This window comes from Rhodococcus huquni, assembly GCF_055231055.1.
Map to the genome: position 1 here is coordinate 93,769 of NZ_JBUYWE010000002.1, position 18,874 is coordinate 112,642.

14 protein-coding genes are annotated in these 18,874 nt (G+C 64.2%); 5 read left to right on the forward strand and 9 right to left on the reverse strand.

Translation table 11 applies throughout. The features are described from left to right. Window positions 1-2: 2 nt before the first annotated feature. The 6 genes from ACZI8R_RS04045 to ACZI8R_RS04070 are packed head-to-tail and all read right to left on the reverse strand — an operon-like array spanning window position 3 to window position 10,282. The gene (locus tag ACZI8R_RS04045) at window positions 3-3,023 is read right to left on the reverse strand and encodes an amino acid adenylation domain-containing protein (RefSeq protein WP_463378296.1); all 3,021 of its coding nucleotides are present in this window, start codon (window positions 3,021-3,023) and stop codon (window positions 3-5) included. Next, window positions 3,020-5,692, reverse strand: coding sequence for a beta-ketoacyl synthase N-terminal-like domain-containing protein (locus ACZI8R_RS04050; RefSeq protein WP_463378297.1), 2,673 nt, complete (start codon window positions 5,690-5,692; stop codon window positions 3,020-3,022). The genes ACZI8R_RS04045 and ACZI8R_RS04050 overlap by 4 nt, the downstream gene beginning before the upstream one ends. A gap of 10 nt (window positions 5,693-5,702) precedes the next feature. Continuing rightward, complete coding sequence (locus ACZI8R_RS04055; RefSeq protein ID WP_463378298.1) at window positions 5,703-6,671, reverse strand: UbiA prenyltransferase family protein; 969 nt, start codon at window positions 6,669-6,671, stop codon at window positions 5,703-5,705. Continuing rightward, on the reverse strand, window positions 6,668-7,111 hold the full coding sequence (gene panD / locus ACZI8R_RS04060) for an aspartate 1-decarboxylase (RefSeq protein WP_463378299.1): 444 nt from the start codon (window positions 7,109-7,111) through the stop codon (window positions 6,668-6,670). The genes ACZI8R_RS04055 and panD overlap by 4 nt, the downstream gene beginning before the upstream one ends. A gap of 19 nt (window positions 7,112-7,130) precedes the next feature. Next, complete coding sequence (locus tag ACZI8R_RS04065; protein WP_463378300.1) at window positions 7,131-7,901, reverse strand: MBL fold metallo-hydrolase; 771 nt, start codon at window positions 7,899-7,901, stop codon at window positions 7,131-7,133. Beyond that, a complete protein-coding gene (locus ACZI8R_RS04070) occupies window positions 7,898-10,282 on the reverse strand; it encodes a hypothetical protein (RefSeq protein WP_463378301.1) in 2,385 nt (794 codons plus the stop codon). Before ACZI8R_RS04070 ends, ACZI8R_RS04065 begins: the two co-directional genes overlap by 4 nt. A gap of 340 nt (window positions 10,283-10,622) precedes the next feature. Between ACZI8R_RS04070 and ACZI8R_RS04075 the strand changes: the two genes are divergently transcribed. The 4 genes from ACZI8R_RS04075 (at window position 10,623) to ACZI8R_RS04090 (ending at window position 15,742) form a co-directional block, all read left to right on the forward strand. Further along, window positions 10,623-11,246: a TetR/AcrR family transcriptional regulator gene (locus ACZI8R_RS04075; protein WP_463378302.1), complete on the forward strand. Its 624-nt coding sequence runs from the start codon at window positions 10,623-10,625 to the stop codon at window positions 11,244-11,246. Between the two features lie 371 nt (window positions 11,247-11,617). Further along, a complete protein-coding gene (locus tag ACZI8R_RS04080; RefSeq protein ID WP_463378752.1) occupies window positions 11,618-12,658 on the forward strand; it encodes an ATP-grasp domain-containing protein in 1,041 nt (346 codons plus the stop codon). A 114-nt stretch (window positions 12,659-12,772) separates the two neighbouring features. Further along, entirely contained in the window at window positions 12,773-14,749 is a 1,977-nt protein-coding gene (locus ACZI8R_RS04085; protein WP_463378753.1) for a hypothetical protein, read from the forward strand. Window positions 14,750-14,779: 30 nt separating this feature from the next. Continuing rightward, window positions 14,780-15,742 carry a DUF389 domain-containing protein gene (locus ACZI8R_RS04090; RefSeq protein WP_463378303.1) on the forward strand — a complete coding sequence of 321 codons (963 nt, stop codon included), beginning with the start codon at window positions 14,780-14,782 and terminating at the stop codon, window positions 15,740-15,742. A gap of 3 nt (window positions 15,743-15,745) precedes the next feature. Here ACZI8R_RS04090 and ACZI8R_RS04095 read toward each other — a convergent pair whose 3' ends face one another. Then, window positions 15,746-16,333, reverse strand: coding sequence for a helix-turn-helix domain-containing protein (locus ACZI8R_RS04095; RefSeq protein ID WP_463378304.1), 588 nt, complete (start codon window positions 16,331-16,333; stop codon window positions 15,746-15,748). A gap of 48 nt (window positions 16,334-16,381) precedes the next feature. On the opposite strand from ACZI8R_RS04095, the gene ACZI8R_RS04100 reads away from it, so the two are divergent. Then, window positions 16,382-17,239, forward strand: a complete 858-nt coding sequence (locus ACZI8R_RS04100; protein WP_463378305.1) for a class I SAM-dependent methyltransferase — start codon at window positions 16,382-16,384, stop codon at window positions 17,237-17,239. Here ACZI8R_RS04100 and ACZI8R_RS04105 read toward each other — a convergent pair whose 3' ends face one another. Then, window positions 17,240-18,073, reverse strand: coding sequence for a hypothetical protein (locus tag ACZI8R_RS04105; protein ID WP_463378306.1), 834 nt, complete (start codon window positions 18,071-18,073; stop codon window positions 17,240-17,242). Between the two features lie 76 nt (window positions 18,074-18,149). Continuing rightward, the gene (locus ACZI8R_RS04110) at window positions 18,150-18,857 is read right to left on the reverse strand and encodes a MerR family transcriptional regulator (protein WP_463378307.1); all 708 of its coding nucleotides are present in this window, start codon (window positions 18,855-18,857) and stop codon (window positions 18,150-18,152) included. Between the last annotated feature and the right edge of the window lie 17 nt (window positions 18,858-18,874).

Genomic DNA, 18,874 nt, shown 5'->3' on the forward strand with positions numbered 1-18,874 from the left:
GTTCACACCTTCCCTGACAAGAAATCCGACAGTGTGTCCGGAGTCGAATGTTCGAATAGATCGACGACATCGAGATCCGTCACACCCAAGCGCGAACGCAACTGTTCGCCCATCTGAAGCACCATCGCGGATGTTCCGCCGACGTCGAAAAATCTAGTTGTTCCGTCGAACTCCGACGTTCCGAGCACCTCACGCCACACCTGCTCGACCACGGCCGCGACATCGATGTCGCCGGCTCGGTCCGGCACGGCATCTACCGAAGACGCCGCCGACTCGTCGGTGGACAACCGAGACATGAGCGCAGCGGAATCCACCTTCCCGTTCGAATCGACCGGGAGTTCGTCCAGAACCACCAACCGATCCGGCTCGAAGTACCTGGGTAGCAGACTACGTACGCGGTCTCGGACGCTTTCGACCGAACCGTCGCGCGAGAGCACCACGAAGCCTACGAGTTCGGCGCTCAGACCCGAGCCGGTCACGGTCGCGTGTGCGCGCAGGACCTGTTCGGTGGCGATCAATGCGTGCTCGATCTCGCCCAGTTCGCACCGGTGTCCGCGGATCTTCACCTGGTTGTCGACCCGACCGAGCACCACGAATTCGCCGTTGTCGTCGAGGTATCCGCGGTCCCCGGAGAGATACGTGACCACGCCGTCTATTTCTCGAACCCGTTGCGCTGTCAGCTCTTCGGAGTTCAGATAGCCCTCCATCAATCCCGCACCGGTCACGACGATCTGACCGAGAACCCCACGCGGGAGGACACGCATCTGCGCATCCACCACGGCCATTCCCATATCGGCGAACGGGCGCCCGACAACCGACTCCGACGGAAACTGCTCGGGATCTGTGGGGAGACGAAAAGCCGTGTGATACATCGTCGTTTCGGTGATGCCGTAGCAGTTCGTCAAAGTCACGTCGGGTCGCTCACGGACGAAGTCGGCGAGAGTGGCGAACTCGAGCCGTTCGCCACAGAAGAGCACCTCGCGCACGGACGGTGCGCGGCGAAGCCGTCCGGAAAGCATCGCGAAGGCGGACGGTGTCTGCGACACCACCTCGACCTCGTGCCGCTCGATGAACTCGGCGAGCCGTGCCGGGTCCCTCTTCACTTCCGGGCGTGGAATACACACGGCGCCGCCACCGAGCAGCGCACCGAACGATTCGACCAGCGAGATGTCGAACGAGATGGAGTGGAACAACAACCACTTGGACGCGTCGATCTCGGTCGCGGCCAGCAGACCGTCGAAGAAGCGGGCAGCACTGCGGTGCGTTATTCGAACCCCCTTCGGGGATCCCGTCGTCCCCGAAGTGAAGATGACGTACGCGGTGTCGTCCGCGACCGGGGGACGGCCGGTGAACGGTCGTTCCGGCAATACACCCGGGAGTTCCACCGTGTTCGCACCCGCACTGTGCAACGTTCCGGCGTCACAGGTCAGGATCGCGATGCCCGGGCACTCGCGCACGATCTGTGTGATGCGCGTCGGTGCTGCGGCGGCATCGATCGGCACGTACACCTTGCCTGCCTTGAACAGAGCAAGAACCGTAGCGAGCCACCGCACCGACGGTGGCATGGTCACGCCCACCATCTCGCCGGGGACGTTCTCGTCGACCCATGCCGCAATCGACGACGACATCGCATCCAGCTCACGGTAGGTGACCTGCAGGTCGTCCTCCCGGACGGCAATGCGGTCCGGGTAGTTCTCCGCCGCGGTCGCGAACGCCTCTCCCATCGTGCGAGTCGGGAAGGTGGTCTCGATGTCGACGCGGGCGGCGCCCACACCCGAGGCCCATTCGATGTCCCCCAGGGCGATCGCGCCCCGCGTGTCGGTCGTCTGCGCCAATACGTGTCGATACATCTGCGCCGCGTCGACGCCGGACAGGTAGTCGGCGCGCTCGACTATCAGTGTGGCAGCGCCGTCGGTCACCTCGACATTGATCGTCAACGGGTACTGCAGGTAGCGCCGGTCGACGTTGATCGGCTCGCCGTCTTCACCGGCGGCCGTGGCTGCGAGCGGACGTGGGTAGAGGGTGAAGGCCGCAGATGGTTGAGTCGAGTCCATCGATTCCGAAGCGACCAGCGACCGCGAGAATTCGGAGAATGCATGCTGCTCGAACTCGATCAACCGGTCGATCTGCTGGTTGGTACGACTGCAGAGGTTCGCAAACGTGTCGCGCTCCCCGAGATCGAAGCGCACCGGCAGCGCATTCACACGTACTCCACGTGTCGTCTGCGACGCCGCCCCGGACCGACGATTGGACATCGGGGTGGAGATCACCACGGTGTCCAGTCCGCGCATACCGCCGACCGTCACCGCCATCGCCGACAACAGAACCGCGTATCGGCGTACACCGATCTCCCGCGCCATGGCTCCGGCCAGATCGTATTCGTCGGCAGGTAGCGGACTTCGAGATATCGAGCCGACAATGCGGCCGCGATCGTCGCGACGGTCCCAGCCGTCGATCTGAAAGCTGTCGAGGTCTCCGAAGAGTTCCGAGAAGTATCGGACGACTTCGTCACGTGGGCGGGTATACGGTTCCAATGCGTCTGCGGGGGAGGCATTGTCCGGGCTGATGTAGGCCGGATCGGCGTACCGGCCGGCGAAGTCGGCGATGAGGTTGTAGAAGCCGAAGCCGTCCGAGAGAACGTGCGCACCGGCGAACATGAAGTAACAGCGCTCACCGACGACGCCGATCTCTGCGTGGTAGAGCGGCGCGGTGGACGGGTCGTACACCGAGTCTCCGAGACGGCCGACCTCGGCCTGGACGGCACACTCGTCCGGGTACGAGACAACCTTCACCGAGGTGCGGGTGTTGCTCGCAGTCACCGTCACCTCGCCGCCTCGACCCAGGTCGAACTCTTCGGTGAAAGCCGCGTTCTGGTTCAGCACGCCCTCGACCGCAGCGGCGAACCGATGTGCGTCGGTGCCGGCAGGTAATCGCGACAGCAGCGCCCAGTTCGCTGACGGATCGTCAGGGCGCAGCTTTGCAGCCAACACCAGCCTGCGTTGGACAGGCGTTGCGTATCTCATTTCGGGGACCCGCTTTCGGGTTGTACGGCGCGCAGAACGCGGGTGAACGCTTGGGCGGTTGTCGTACGGTCGGCCGGGTCGGTGAACACCGAATAGTGGTCACCGGGCACGTCGACGATCTCGACGGGCGACGTCGTCCATTCCGCCCAGTCGGACGTGCGGTCCACATCGATACCCAACGCCGTGGCGCGGGCAACGCTCAGCCGAGTCCGAGCGCGCAACAACGTGATCGGGGCCCGAACGGCACCGGAAGGGCGATACCGCGCCAATGCGCGGTTGTTTGCCGACCAGATCGCTGCGAAGGCGTCGAGCACGCGCGCGCCCGAGGTGTCCGTGTCGGCCGCCGAGTCGTAGCCGACCAGATCGGCGGCGGCGCCGCGCAACAACTCCTCGATCTCCGACGCCATTCGACCACTCGAATCCGCAAACCCGCGGAAGGAGCCGGGAGCATAGGAGTCGATCATCACGATGCGACCTGGGGATACCGATTCTTCGTATTCCAGCTGACGTGCCATCTCGAAGGCGACATTGCCACCGAAGGAGTACCCACCCAGGATCATGCCGTCGTGAATCGCGCCCCTCTTGCGTAGGCCGGCAATACATTCCGCGGCAATCTCTTCCACCGTCTCACTGTCTCGTACGGCACGGAACGCGGCCAGCGTGTGTGCCGGCGCCGCTCGATGCAGTGCGGCGTAGCAGAAGTTGGTGCCACCTGCCGGTGGGTAGAGGTAGATCGCAGGATCGCCGGTTCCGTACACGATCAGGTCGCGGCGTTCACCGCCTCGCGCGCTCGCCTGGCGAGTCAGCACGGTGATCATCTCGCCGAGCTGGACCGCGCCGTCGAGTTCGTCGAAGTCGGCACGGAAGCCATGCAGGTCGGTGAGCTTGCCCACCAATGACACCAAGGTCATGGACTCGCCGCCGGCGGCAAAGAAGTCGGTGTCGACATCCGCCTGCACGCCCAGTTCCTCCGACACCAGACGCAAGAAGGTCGACCGTACGTCGCCGCCGGATTCCTGCTGCGGCGCCGCATTTTCTGTGCGGTCCTCGAGCAGCAAGGGCAACTCGTGCCGATCACGCAGCAGAGGGGCGGGCGGCAACCAGATTCTGCGGCCGCCGATACGCGACTCCGAATTGCTGTCGTCGACGCGCGTATCGCCGTCCCGAGCGCTGTCGAGCCGGCCGGCAAGCTCCGCGCTGGTCGAGGCCGTCGAGGTCCACGTGTACTCGTGGACGGCTCTCGTCCCCAGTGTCGTCGCCACGTCGCGGAGCTCCAGGTCCGGATGGGCTCGCAGATATTCGGCCAGCCGACCCCGATACGACGTCAATGCCTCGTCGGACCGCGCCGAGACGGTGATCGACACACTCTCGCGCGACGTCGGCCGGGCCGCACGTTCGGAGGCTTTCCGAAGAACCACGTGAGCGTTGGTGCCACCCATTCCGAACGAGCTCACCGCGGCATGAGACATGTCGAACACCGGCACGGGTGACGTCGCTATGTCGAACGGTGAGGAGTCCAATCCCATTGCGGGATTGGGATGGTCGTATCCCGGTTGCGGAAACACCGTCCCGGACTCGAGGACGAGTGCGGCCTTGAGTAGGCCGATCATGCCGGCCGCGACATCGAGGTGGCCGTAGTTGGCCTTCGCCGAGCCGAGGTAGCAGGGCCCGACGCGGTCGTCACCGTCACCGTGCGCACGCGAGAGTGCCCGGAACTCGATGGGGTCGCCGATCGCAGTTCCCGTCCCGTGCGCCTCGACGTAGCCGATGTCGGCGGCGCCGATCCCCGCCCGGTCCATTGCCAGGGACAGCACCTCGTGCTGGCCCTGCACGGACGGCGCGCTGTACCCCATTCGCTGCGATCCGTCGTTGTTGACAGCGCTGCCTGCGATCACCGCGAGAATGTTGTCCTCGGCCGCCACCGCATCGTCGAGTCGACGAACGATCACCACACCGCCGCCACTGCCACGCAAGGTACCGTCCGCGCTCGCATCGAACGGTCGGCTCCGGCCGGTGGGCGAAAAGATCCCGCCCGGCTCGTGGATGTAGCCGTGGTCCTGTGGAAAGTTCAGCGAGGCGGCCCCGATCACCGCGACGTCGATATCACCGAAGGCCAGCGCCAGGCAGGCCTGATGCAGTGCGACCAACGAACTCGAGCACGCACTCTGGATGGTCATCGCCGCACCGGTGAATCCGAACTTGTAGGCGATACGGGAGCTGACGAAGTCCCTGTCGTTCCCGAGAAGTGACTGGTAGTCGACCCGAGCAGGCCCAGCCAGATCCTCCGGCGCGACCCGGCCCCACAGGTAGGACGGTGAACCGATCGTGGCGTAGACGCCGTGGCGTCCGGAATTCGGTGCCAAAGCAGCTGATTCGAGAGCCTCGTGCGTCAGGGTGAGCAGGAGGCGATGCTGGGGGTCGGTCCACAACGCCTCGGCTGCCGTCATTCGGAAGAACTCGCGATCGAAGCACATGGCGTCTTCGAGCGGGGACGCGGTGGCCACATAGTTCTCGTTGTCGACCTCCTTGTCCCCGAGGCCCGCCCGTAGCGCCCGAGTCCGCGATACCGTCTCGAAATGCGTGTTGCCGGCGTCGAGATCGCCGCGCATACGATCAAGATCGTGAACGCCGGGTAGTGAGACTGCCCCACCTACGATCGCGAATTCCATTGCGTGCGCCTCAGCTCGCGAACAGCAGGGCACACGCGGTGACGATCTGACCGATCACCCATACACCTGCTGCCATCTCGGAGACGTCCTTGACCCGGTAGCGGTCCTTCTTCAGCCAGAAGCGACCCGCGGCCGCGGTCGGGAGCAGCATGGTGAGTCCCAACGCCAGGTAGGCCCACCACGTACCTGCATCCACTGCGTGCAGCATTCCGACCTCGAGCAGCGTGGCAGCGAGCGCGAGCGTGACGAGAGTGACAACGGTGCCGTTCAAGCCGAGCGAACGCGTCCACGACGAGTCGGACTTCGTGTAGTCCACCACCGTGGAGCGCTCGTCCTCGGGCGTACGGGACTTGCGCGCGATCTCGAGAAGTAGAGCCGCAACACACCACGTAACCACGAGCCACCAGACCTTGGCGGTGACCAGAGCGTCGTCTGCGCCCATCTGCGCGATCCAGACCGAACCGAAGCCCCAGAAGGGAATCACACTCAACGCGAGCAGTACGCGGCGCGACTCGAGCCATTCCCCGATGAAGCGCCACTTGACCTGAACGAACTGCACCAGGTTGTTGGTGAAGAAGATGATGAACCACCACATGGTGACCCGGCCCAGTCCTCCGTCGACGTAGATCGAGACGGCGACCGAGGAGACGAAGCAGATGACCGCGATGATCTTCAGGTGCGTGAACGTGATCAGACCGCGCTGCAACACCCGATCGGGGTAGTGCTCGTTGTCGTGTGCTGCGTCTTTGCAGTCGTCGATGCAGCGCACCATCAGCGTGTAGGCGACGAACGCGACGAAACCCGCGAAGAGAGGGCCGGTGAACTCGGCATCCTTGCCGACGATCAACTGCCCGTACAGGAATGCGGCGAGGAACATCGGGAACTGACCGGCGACCTGCCACAGCGGAAAGCGCTCGTTGGAGTACGCCAGCAATCGCAGCGGGAAGGGTGATTTCTCGGTGAATCGAGTTGTTGTCACGACGCGCTTCCTATCGGTGATGGGGTGGTGGTTGCTCCGCCTGCGACTTGGTCGGGTGCACCCGGGACGGGTTCTTGCGGATCGGATCCGAGGGCTACCAGACGATTGAGGGCGTCCACGTGCGCCACATGAGGTACGTGGGCGGCGAGTTCGTCGGCATCCAACTGCGCGTAGCAGATGATGATCACGAGGTCACCCGGGTCGACCAGATGAGCAGCGGCACCGTTGATTCCGATGACACCCGAACCGGCGGCGCCGGTGATCGCGTAGGTGGTGAGGCGTGCGCCGTTGGTGATGTCGACGACGTCGACCTGCTCGCCTTCGAGAATGTCGGCGGCGCGCATGAGATCCTCGTCGATGGTGATCGACCCGACGTAGTGCAAGTCGGCGTGCGTCACTGTGGCCCGGTGAATCTTCGAGTGCATCATCGTGCGGCGCATTATCGAACTTCCTTCGCTGTCATGCCACCATCCGGGCGAACGCGAGTGGATCATGGGACGAGAACACCGTGACGTCGTCACGGTGTCGGCGTGCGAGGTCGGCAAGTCTGCGCATGTTCACGACCCGCGAGACAGCCAGCTTCGGGCTCGCCACACCGAACGCAGCACCCGCGAGAAGCAGTCCGGGCAACATGCGATTCAGCTGAACATCGGTCAGGAATGCATCCCCGCAGTGCAGCAGCCATCGCCCCTCGGACTCGACCGCCACACCGACGTGTCCGGCGGTATGTCCGTACAGCGGGACGATGCGGAGCTCCTCGGGCAGACCGGGAACCGGCGCGACAGTCTCGAAACCGAACCACTCGTCGCCGCCGAGTTCGTTGACCACCCAGTCCGGATCGTGCGCCCATTGAGCCGGGCGATACCGCAGCTGATCCAACAGTGTGGGCTCGAGCGCCGCCCGATGTTCGGGCCCGTGCACGTGCACACGTGCCCACGGAAAGTCGGCGATGCCACCGGCATGGTCGTAGTCCAGGTGGGTGAGGACGATGTCACGAACGTCGGTGGGCGAGTACCCGAGCGCGGCGACCTGATGCAGCGCGGTCTGCGCCGAGTCCAGTTGCGGCCGCATCACATGCCTGGTCCATCCCAAGGTGCGTTCCGGGGCGCGAACGTCGTCGGTACCGAACCCGGCGTCCACGAGAGTGAGCGATGTTCCCGTCTCGACCAACAGACAGTGCGAGACCAGACCGAGCGGAAGCGAACCGCAATCGAGGTGATGTACCTTCATCCGCGCTCGCGCTCGATCTCGTTCAGGCGCTGCACGGTTGCCAGAACCCGTTCGATGAACGACAGCCGATGAACCGTGTGCACCATCAGGTACAGGGAGAGACGCCGGATCGTGAAGTCCGCCATCGCGAGCCGGTAGCCGCGACGCCACTGCTGGGGATCGATGTTCACGCCGGCGGCCGCGGCGACAGCCTGCCGGTGATGCTCGATGTAGCCGTCGACCTCCGCCGCGGACACGTCCGGCTCGAGCACGTAGGCGAGCAGTTCCACCAGGTCACGTTGCGGCACATGCACGGTGGCCAGTTCCCAGTCGTAAGCGACCAGAGCGAACGTGTCGGGTTCGCCTGCGATCTGTGGTGACACACGGCGCAGCCCGATATTGCGAGAGTTGAAGTCGTTGTGCACCAAGGTGCGGGGCATGGCCTCGAGCTCCGGCCACCACTCGCCGATCGTGTCGATCCACTGCACCGTCTCGTCCCACCACGGGCCCGAGATCAGCTTCGGGTACTCCTGTCGATGATGCTCGAACAGCCCCATCCACAGTTCGGTCATTTCGGCGACACGGGCAGCCTCGGTCGGCTGACCCATCCACTCCTGCTCGACGAGTTCGTCGAAGTTGTCGTACCAGTGGCCGTGTGCGCCTGCGATTCCGCTCAGTGCAGTGCGAATGTGATCGGGAGTCCAGTCTTCTGGACTGTCACCCGAATCTCGGAGTATCACATCGTCGCCGAGTCTCTCGAGCAGCAACACGAAGGCTTCCCTGTCGGGCGCCTCGTATATCCCATGACATGTCGGCATGATCGGCGCCAAGGCGCCAGGATTCCGATACAGCTCGAGTTCGCGCATGTGCGTGCCGAGAAAGTCGCTGACGTCGCTCCCACGGGACCACGCTTCCGCGAGGCGGCCCCCGGCTAGAGAAACCAGCCGGTGTGCGGCGAGTACGACCTCACCGTCGAGCGGCTTGGCCTTGACCATCAGTTCCAGCGGTTGCGCATCACCGTCGAGGTGAACGTCGACGGGAAGCACGCCGACGAGCTTCTGAGTGCTCACCCGATGAGTCAGCTCGCTGATCACACTGGACGCGGTGGCGTTGCCGATGACCTTGACCGATTCGACGGTACGAGCCGGGGCGGGCGGTGTCCCGCCGGCAAGCGCGCCGTCGAAGAACTCCGGCGTGAGATCGACTTCGGTGAACCAGTTCACCGGCCGGTTGCGGCCCAACCGCTCGTGCGCAGTGGCGAACTGGCCGCCGATCACCGCGGACAACGTCGACAAGTCCAGTGCCAGTGCATATCCGGCGATGACCTCGGCCAGGCGTTGCGCATTGCCGGTACCGCGGCAACCGATCACATCCAGGTAGTCGGCCTGCTGTGGAAGGTTGGTGCCGCCGCCCACGGTCCCGAGTGCCAATGCAGGAAGCAGCATGGACGCGTAGATGCCGTCACCGTCGGCCTCGATGTTCAAGATGCCCGCACTGGACTCGTGCACGCACGCGATGTCCTGGCCAGTAGCGGCAAAAACGGCCGCAATCGCGTTGGCCACGTTGATGTTCGGAGAGATTCCGCCGCCCAGGGCTGTTCCGACGACATTGATCGTATAGGCGCGGACCATGTCGGCCTGGCTGACCTTCAGGACCTTCTCGAGGGTCTCCGCGTCGATCCAGCATTCTGCGGTGACCCGGGTACCGCGACCGTTGATCAACGAACGCTGACTGATCTTCTTGTCCCCGGCAGTGTTTCCTTCCACGCAGAACGACCGCAGATTTATATCCGGGTGCTGCGCCAACTGCTTCTCGATCCAAAGGCAAGCCCGCCACGTGCAGGCCGTCGTCATGTTCTGGCCCGATGCATCACCGGTCTCGTACTCGAACACGAGGTCCACGCTGCGACCGATCTGCACGGGCCGGATCGCCACAAGGCGGGCATGCTGCGAAACGTCGGAGATCTCCTCCGAAAGCGCCTCACGCTGCATCGTCGCCCATTCGGCGAAGCTGTGCGCGCTGACGACGTCTTCGAGATCGAACCGCGGCGACCGGACCATGCGTTGCCCGAGCACGCGAGTGGCCACACCCCCGGACCTGGAGACCGCGTGTGCTCCGCGGGTGGCCGAGGCAACGAGCGCCCCCTCCGTGGTGGCGAAAGGTGCGGTGATCCAGCCGGTGGCGTGCTCGCCACGGAACAGCAGAGGGCCGGCAAGGCCCACCGGGATGGTCACGCTACCGACCAGATTCTCGATGTTCCCGACGAGCCGCGTGGCATCGAGATCGAACTGATCCAGCGATTCGAGCGGCCGGCCGATCTGCTCGCGAATCCATGCCAGGCGCCGTGTCCGTGCGGCTTCTGTCTCGTGTCCACGATCGGGAACTCTGGGCAAATCGACCATTTCGAACACAGACATCCTTCGTTCGGCGAGCTCGCGCAGGGACGCACCGACCGAGTTCGGCCGGAAGACCTCAACCCTGCAGATCCGTGAATGTGAACTCGCGGCTCCGTCGACCACGACAGTCACAGCTCACAACTTACCGCTGGGTAGGTTTAGGTAACCTACTATAACGGTCCCTGGTACAGGGTCTCAATAGCCACGATTCCGGGCTTACGAGATTCACGACCACGGGTCGAGCCCAGTTCACGGACCCTCGCCTGATCGGACATAGCGGTCTACCCTGTTCCGGGTGTCAGGCAGTCTGGTGAAGCCCAATCGAAGGGGCCTCGCATCACGCGAGGTGGTCCTCGACGCGGCAGAGCGCGTGATGTCCGAGCACGGTTTCGAGGGCGCGACGATCGCCAGGATCGTGGCCGAGGCCCAGGTGCCGCTGAGCTCGGTCTATCACTACTTCGGGTCCAAGGACGGCGTGCTCGTCAACGTCGTCGAACGTGGTGCGCACCGCCTGTTCGCCGCGATGGCGTCGCATCCGCTCCCCGAAGGCACCCGGATCGAGAAGCTGACCGCGTTCGCGCGGGCGCTCGAGACCGAACTGGAGAAGGCGCCCGCCTTTCTCGGCCTGATGCTGTCGGTTGCCATCACCCCCGGCGCATTCAGCGGATCCGGCACCCAGGAAGTGGTGCGCGAAGCGCGCGAGCGGTCGTATGCGGCCATCCGTGACGGCCTGTCCCGCATCTTCGAACTGGCCCCGACCTGCGACATCAACGTCCAGCTCACCCGCTACGTGCTCGCGAGCATCGACGGTGCGGTGTTCGCCAGGAAAGCCGACGACGTGGCCGTCGCGAGCATCCTCGGCCATCTGCCCGCGGCCGTGATCGGCATCCACGCTTCGATCGTGTCGGCCTCGCCGGAGCCTCCCGATAGAACTCCCTGTTCAGAGAGCCGCGCCGCCGATCCGGCCTGATCGCGACAGTGGCCGCGAACGGCAAGCAGGTAACCTTCACTGGATGGATGCGGTGAAGATCGACGCGATCGAACGTTCCCGCGATGTGGACGACATGGCGGTGACACTCGGTCTCAGTCTGCCCGCTCTTTGATTGTGAACGCCATTTCGAGAGGAGCAGAGAGTTGTCGGTATCGAAGCCCGAATCGAACCCCAAGAACCCCGAGAAGGGTTACGTAGCCCTTCTCGGTTGGAGCTTGAACGCCATCGAGGCCGTCGATCGTTTCGACAGGCGTTATCTGGTCGTCGCGCCGGACTGGGCAGAGGACTACTGCAAGGAACACGGCATCCCTTATGTGCCGTGGAACTTCGAGCGGCTCAACGATCGGTCGATGGAGATCGCCGAGACCCTGAAGGAAAAGGGTGTCGACGTAGCGATCCCGTTGTTCGAGGAAACAGTCGAGTGGGCGGGTGCCATCAACTCCGTCCTTCTCGACAACCCTCGCCTGTTCGGTCAGTCGCTGTTGCTTCGCGACAAGGCTCTGATGAAGCGCCGGGCCCAGCTCGGCGGAATCCGCGTGGGCATCTTCGAAGAAGCCCACGAACGTGACGACATCATCCGCTTCCTCAAGCGCGTCAACCAGACGCTGCTCAAGCTGGACGGTGACCCGAACGACCCGATCCACCTCAAGGCGTTCGACAAGGCCGGGTGCCTCGGCCACCGCGTGATCCGCACCCCGGACGAGGTCGACACGATTCCCGACGAGGAGTTTCCCGTCCTCATGGAGTCGCACCTGGACGGCTGGGAGTTCGCAGTCGAGGCGTGGATTCACAACGGAAAGATCCGCTTCCTCAACATCTCCGAGTACGTGACTCTCGGCTACTCCGTGTTCGTGCCTGCCACACCGGAGCTCGAGAAGTACCGGCCCGAGATCACCAAGCAGATCGAGAAGCTGATCAAGACGTTCGACATCGACTTCGGGTTCGTGCATCCCGAGTACTTCGTCACGAGCGACGGCGAAATGTACTTCGGCGAGGTCGCGTACCGGCCACCGGGCTTCAAGGTGTTCGAGCTGCTCGAGCGCGCATACGGTTTCAACGCTTACCAGGGCCTCGTTCTGTCCTTCGACCCGAAGACCACCGAGGAAGAGATCGAAGCGTTCTTCCCGGAAGAAGTCGTCGGCGCCAAGGGCCACGCGGGCTGCTTCGGCGTCTATCCGCGTCGCCGTGTGGTGAACGAGTTGGCGATGCCGGAGGAGACCGAAGACCACGAGTACTTCGAATCCCACGAGCTCGCAGCACCGTTGGAGGAGACCGTCACCAAGCGGACCGCCTTCGGTACGCACTGGGGTCTGCTCTACTTCTTCGGTGACGACCCCTACGTGATGCGCGATCTCTTGAAACAACAGGAAGAACTCGACTTCTACGTCTGAGGACCAGGTCGGTTCATACGTGAGGACTCTCGGTTGACTTCGACCAGCAGTGACGCAAACAGCAGCGCCGACGGCGCTGACACACAGGGCGATACGCGACGGCTGGACAAACGTCTGGCCGGGCTAGACGACGCGACCCAGGGCCTGGCAGCGACCAGCGACTTCGGCAAGCAGGTCAAGCTGCGCCCGGTGCTCGACGCGTTGCGGCTCGTGCTGCTCCAACCGGGCGGTGCGGCCGCGATCGCGTCGCGGGCCCATGCTCTGGAGGAGGCCGGTCTCTTCGACGGAACCGACTGGGCGTCACCGCAGATCCTGATCCCGGCACTGACCACAGGAACCCTGCGCAGCGCCAATGCGGATACCGTGGTGCTGGAGGCCGTCAACGAGTTGCGTCTCCTCGCAGTGGCCAACGGGGATTACGAGCACCCGCTGATCTCGGCGGAGGATGCCCGCAACCACCTCTCGCAGGTTCTGGCGATCAACCTGTCCCTGCTGTTCACGCCGCCGAGCGAAGCGGAGCGTGAACAGCAGGGACGCATGGCGCAGGTGACGCGCAGTCTGTTCCGGTATCTCGGCGAGAACGTCGGATACGAGAACATCCTCGACAACCTCGTCGAGGAGATCTGGCGGATACTGCGACAACGGCCCATCCAGGTCGACCAGGTCAAGAAGATGATCACGCAGATCGCGATCTACCGAAACGACCCGGACGTCGATCTCGGCTCGAGCGGCGGCGGGGCCGACCGCCTTATCAGCAGCTTGTTCGGAACCACCGACGCCTGTCGCGAGGACCCCGGCGTCGATGTGTACGTCGCCCGTCTCGAGGCAATGGACAGCAGCGGATTGCAGTACGAGGCAGCTGGTTTCGCTCGTGCCATGCACGACACCGGTTTGGTCTCGCCGTACCACGCGGCTCTGCTGCGATACCTGCTGGAGAAGGGCGAGTACCTCATCGGTGAGGCGCTCGGTCTGTCCAGCACCGGTCGGGACTGCCTGTTGTGCTACCACGACCTGGTGCGCAGCCTCATCGACGAAGCGGTGCATGTCGAAACCGCACAGTGCATCTACGGCCTCGCCCTGATGCTCGAGCGGGGCATTCTGTACCAACCGCCGGTCGCTCCGTCGATGTGGCGCCAGCTCGCGCAACCGCTCTCGCAGTACTCGCGTGATCGGCTGACCGAAGCATTCGGTCCCACTCCAGGCCCCCGCGCATGGCTGTTGTCGGGATTGCTGTCGGTACTCGGACAGCCACTCGGGATCGGGCAGGGCGACAATCCGACGTGCCAGTCGGCGAGAGCCCTGTCCATATGGTCGTACAACGACCCTGACTATCTCATGCAGATCGTCGTCTGGGCGGCCCGCGACGACGAGATCGTCATGCACTTCGAGGGTCAGGCGATCTCGTCCAACGAGAGCGAATCCGGGGTCGCCACAACCCTTCCGGTCGACCTCGACCCGGTGTCGCTGTTGGTGGTGCCGCACCTCGACCGCGTCTACGCCGAGATGGGGCGTCGATGTATCGATCGCGAGGGCGACCCACACCGTTGGGTCAACCCCGAGTTCCACGGATGGTGGTCGGGCCGTGGGTTCCGCATCGACGTAGACGTCGCCACCGGAAACCTCACCGATATCGACGGATTCCTGCGGCACTTCTACGCGAGCTATCACCCGTATTACAACGGCAACCAGCCGCTGATCTACCCGCAGCCCGCGGGAATCGCGGTCACCGACAGCGCCGCGCGCTTCATCGGATGGCACGCGATCACGATTCTGCGCGTCACGCTCGACCCGCAGGAAGTCATGCGGGTGTACTTCTTCAACCCCAACAACGACAGCGGACAGGACTGGGGCGACGGCGTCGTCGTCAGCACCGCCGGCTGTGGTGAACGCTTCGGCGAGGCATCACTACCGTTCGAACAGTTCGCGTCCCGCCTGTACATCTTCCACTTCGATCCGCTCGAGCCCGGCGAACTGGCCAGCGTCACGCAGGACGAACTCGACCGGGTCGAGGGCTACATTCACCGCAGTTGGGGCGCCGACAGGATGGGTGAGATCGAGACGACGGGCGACACCCCCGACGCGATCGGCTGAACATCGACTGCCAACCGGCAGACTGAACGAATGCTGCAGCTTCGCATCCTGTCGCCGGCGAAGATGACGAGCGACGTCGTCGACATCCTCGAGGGCGACCCTGCGGTGAGCGGGGTCGCCCTGATGCGCGGCGCCTCGGTGAAACCGGAAGGTGACGTCGTCATCGCCGACCTGGCTCGGGAGGCGGCGAACGACCTCGTTTCAGCACTGCGTGATCTCGGTCTGCACCGGGAAGGGACCATCACGATAGAGCCGGTGCAGACCTGGCTGTCACACAATGGATTCGATGCAGAGGTGCGCACACCCGGCAGCAGTGCCGATGCGGTGGTGTGGGCCGACGTGGCCCAGCGCTCGTACGACGATTCCGAACTCAACTGGACCTACCTGAGCTTCATGAGTCTCGCGACGATCCTCGCTGCAGTCGCGATCATCACCGACTCACAGATTCTGATCATCGGCGCGATGGTTCTCGGACCCGAGTTCGGCGCGATCGCGGCCCTGGGTGTGGCTCTGGTCCTTCGGCGCTTCGTGCTTCTGGCCGTGGCCGCACGGACACTGGTCATCGGATTCGTCGCAGCGATTGCCGTCACCACCCTGCTGTGCCTGCTCGCACGAGCAATCGGCTGGATCACCCTCGATGACGTGACCGGCTCGCGTCCGGGTACGGCCTTCGTCTACACGCCGGACAAGTGGTCGTTCATCGTGGCGGTGATCGCGGCGGCGGCCGGGGTCCTGTCGGTCACGTCCTCGAGATCGGGCGGACTGATCGGTGTGTTCATCTCCGTGACCACAGTGCCCGCAGCGGGAAACATCGCGTTGGGCATCGCTTTCGGCGTGGGTTCTACGACCTGGGGAAGTCTGGCTCAGCTTTCGATGAACCTCGGCGGCATGGCGGTGGCAGGGTGGGCGACACTTGCGCTGCAACAGGCCGTCTGGTCGCGAGTGAACGTGCGGCGCTCGCGGTTGCTGCGACGCCCGCACCGAATGTTGTAGCGCTCATTCGTGCTCGTGCGAAGGATGCAGGTGAGCTCGCTGGCCGTCATGGTCGAGGACGGTGAGAATTTCGACAGGCCCCTCGTGCGCACCGATGGCGTGCGGAATCATGGTGGAGAACTCGGCTGCGTTGCCTGCTTCCACGAGGATCGTGCGCTCGCCCAGCTGCAAACGGGCCGTCCCCGACAGCACCGTGAACCATTCGTGTCCAGGATGCACGCCCAGTTTGGACGGGTCCACCGGCTTCGCCACGGCAGTGATCCGCATCTTGGCCACGGTCACGCCGTTGGGGCTGCCCTCTCTGGTGAGAGTCCACACGGTTCTACCGTTCTTGGCGTCGGCCTGAGGCCGAATCACCACGTCGTTGTCCTCGACGGCCTCGACCAGCTGATCGAGCGTGGTGTCCAGGGCTTTCGCAATCGGAACGAGCTGATCGAGGGCGATACGGCGGTGGCCCGACTCGATGCGGCTCAGAGTGGAGGGGCTCAGGTAGCAGCGGGCGGCCAGCGCATCGAGGGACCAGCCGCGGGCCTGGCGTAGACCTTTGATCCGCTGTCGGACCACTCTGTCGAAATCCACTTCTTGCGTCATGCGCAAGAGTGTATGCCATTACGGCATATACTGAGTACAGTCGAAGCCATGACTCACGATTACACTCACCATCACGGAGCCGACTTTCACGGCGAATCGCACGGCCATCTCGCGGACATCCTCGACCTCGACGCCCACGTTCTTCACGATTTCGTTCGCGAGGTTCTCGACTGGACGGCGCCGTTCGCCGGCACCCCACGCAGCATGGTCGACCTCGGCTCGGGAACGGGTACCTGGGCGGTCGCCCTGGCGGAACGATTCGCCGAGGCCACGGTCACGGCCGTCGACATCTCGGAGAAAATGCTGGCACTTGTCCGCGACAAAGCAGAACACCGGGGACTGTCCGACCGCGTGCGCACGGTGGTCGCCGATCTGGATTCGGAGTTGTCCGGTGTGCAGCCTGTCGACCTGGCCTGGGCCGCGCTCTCGTTGCACGAGGTGCCGAACCCCGAACGGACTTTGCGCAACATCTACGACGCCTTGAAACCCGGCGGCGTGCTCACGGTCATCGAGATGGAAGCCCCGCCCACCTTCCTGCCACACGACATCGGCTTGGGGCGCCCCGGCCTCGAACTTCGGATCGGCGAGGCCGTGTACAACGCCCGCGGTGGCGTACCTTTGCATCCCGAGTGGAGCCCGCGCCTGCAAGAGGCCGGCTTCGACGCCCTCGACAGACGGTCCTTCGCCGTCGACCCGGCACCCCCGTATCCGGGGTCCGTGGGCCGCTATGCCGATACGTACCTCCGGCGCGTGCGCCCCGGAGTGGAAGGCAAGTTGAGTGCAGAAGACCTGAGCACTCTCGATTCCCTACTGGCACACGAAGGTCCACACAGCCTCTTACACCGAAAGGATTTCGAGGTCCGTGGTTCCCGAACCGTGTGGGTGGCTCGTCGACCGAAGGGATAGTCAGACATCGAGTCGCTGGACCGCCCGAACAGCGACGACCAACGCCTCCGGCTCGTCCACGTGGACATGGATCGAGGTCACCTCACCGGCTTGGCGCCAGGACCGGACGATGGAAACGATATTCGCCGAAACCGGCGCGCTGAGCGCAAGTTCGACGTTCGTGCCGTCCTGATTCGGCAGATGCAGTCGGTGGCCCCCGACGGTGGTCGAAGTGGGGGATACCTGTCGACGCGGCCTCACCACGAGGCCCGCGTCGACGGGCACCTCCGCAACGATCCGCGCGGATCGACGAAGGACAAGCGTGGCCCCTGCCAGATAATGCGGGTAAACGATATCCGTTGCGACAAACCCGAATACGAGAGCCAGCGCCCACACGGACATGATCACCAGCACGACACTGAGCCACGGCCACGGGATGATCAGGTGCACGACGGCGATCTCGATCGCCGTCGCGACCGCGAATGCTGTCAGCATCGTCAGGGCGCCCGCCGACGACGTGAAGACAGCGTCACCAGAACGGTCCTTTCTGCCCCGCAGTAACATCCAGAGAGACCGATAGGCGCGAAACTCCTTCTGCGCGAACGCCCACAGCGGAGACTCGGCCAGCACGGCCGAGAACGCGACACGGTTCGCCCATCCCCGATTCCGCGCAACGGCACGCACCCGCAGCGCGAAGAGTGCCGCTGTTGCCACCACCAACGGCACCTCGACCACAGCCCACAGAGTCACCGCAGCCCGAACAGAAATGACACCTGTAGCCACCAGGATGATGTCGACCACGACGACGAGAAGGGTCAGCACCTGCGCCGTCCCTGCGACGACCCGCATGTTCATGGCGACGATTCCTTGCCGCTCTCGGCCAGAATGTCCACGGTTCGAAGCACAGCCGCGCGCTGGGCTGCATCAGGAATCACGTCCACGAGAGCGAGATCGGTCGACCCCCCCCATCGGCAGGGTCGTCGAAGTCACCGAAAGGCAGGGCCTCGCCGCCGAGATGCAGAGCCAAATCCTGGGCGAGCGTTTCGATGTCGGCGGGTCGGCCCTCGAGCCGACTCCACGTACGCATGATTCGCCGATAGCCCAACCGCCGCTCCGGGTCGTCCAGCATCCGAGTGAACCAGAGAAAGACCTCGTCGGGCGCGTCGCCCGATATGGCGAGGACCTCGAGGAAGTCGCGCTCACCCGCCAACGTACGCAGTTCGGCGTCGTTCGTGGTTTCGGCGCGAATCCTGTCGAAGGCCGCAACCAGCCCGTCCGGGAGAGCGGTCGGTGGACTGCCACCTTCAGCAGCGCGAAGCATGCGAGTCAAGCGACGATGCTTGCGCGTCAGTTGAGCGAGGTCGTGTTCACAGCCCGAGACGAGAGCACGTAGATCGCCCTGCATATCCGCGACATCAGTGGTCGAGTTCTCGTCCGACAGAAGAGCCGCAACCGAGCCCAGCGGGACCCCGTTGTCTGCGAGCCAGCGAATGCGCATCAGCCGCGCGAGGTCGTCCAGTGCGTAATCGCGGTAGCCGTTGTGCAGGCGCGGTGGTTCGGCGAGCAGGCCCGGCCGGTGATAGTGCCGCACCGCGCGAGGCGTCGTCTTCGCTGCTCGAGCAACTTCTCCGATCCGCATGCGTCAAGTGTCAACCA

Excerpts from the sequence above, each read along its gene's own strand:
- ACZI8R_RS04045 (WP_463378296.1), bottom strand. The coding sequence starts at position 3,023 with ATGAGATACGCAACGCCTGTCCAACGCAGGCTGGTGTTGGCTGCAAAG.
- ACZI8R_RS04050 (WP_463378297.1), bottom strand. The coding sequence starts at position 5,692 with ATGGAATTCGCGATCGTAGGTGGGGCAGTCTCACTACCCGGCGTTCAC.
- panD (WP_463378299.1), bottom strand. The coding sequence starts at position 7,111 with ATGCGCCGCACGATGATGCACTCGAAGATTCACCGGGCCACAGTGACG.
- ACZI8R_RS04065 (WP_463378300.1), bottom strand. The coding sequence starts at position 7,901 with ATGAAGGTACATCACCTCGATTGCGGTTCGCTTCCGCTCGGTCTGGTC.
- ACZI8R_RS04070 (WP_463378301.1), bottom strand. The coding sequence starts at position 10,282 with ATGGTCGATTTGCCCAGAGTTCCCGATCGTGGACACGAGACAGAAGCC.
- ACZI8R_RS04080 (WP_463378752.1), top strand. The coding sequence starts at position 11,618 with ATGGAGATCGCCGAGACCCTGAAGGAAAAGGGTGTCGACGTAGCGATC.
- ACZI8R_RS04090 (WP_463378303.1), top strand. The coding sequence starts at position 14,780 with ATGCTGCAGCTTCGCATCCTGTCGCCGGCGAAGATGACGAGCGACGTC.
- ACZI8R_RS04095 (WP_463378304.1), bottom strand. The coding sequence starts at position 16,333 with ATGACGCAAGAAGTGGATTTCGACAGAGTGGTCCGACAGCGGATCAAA.
- ACZI8R_RS04100 (WP_463378305.1), top strand. The coding sequence starts at position 16,382 with ATGACTCACGATTACACTCACCATCACGGAGCCGACTTTCACGGCGAA.
- ACZI8R_RS04105 (WP_463378306.1), bottom strand. The coding sequence starts at position 18,073 with ATGAACATGCGGGTCGTCGCAGGGACGGCGCAGGTGCTGACCCTTCTC.
- ACZI8R_RS04110 (WP_463378307.1), bottom strand. The coding sequence starts at position 18,857 with ATGCGGATCGGAGAAGTTGCTCGAGCAGCGAAGACGACGCCTCGCGCG.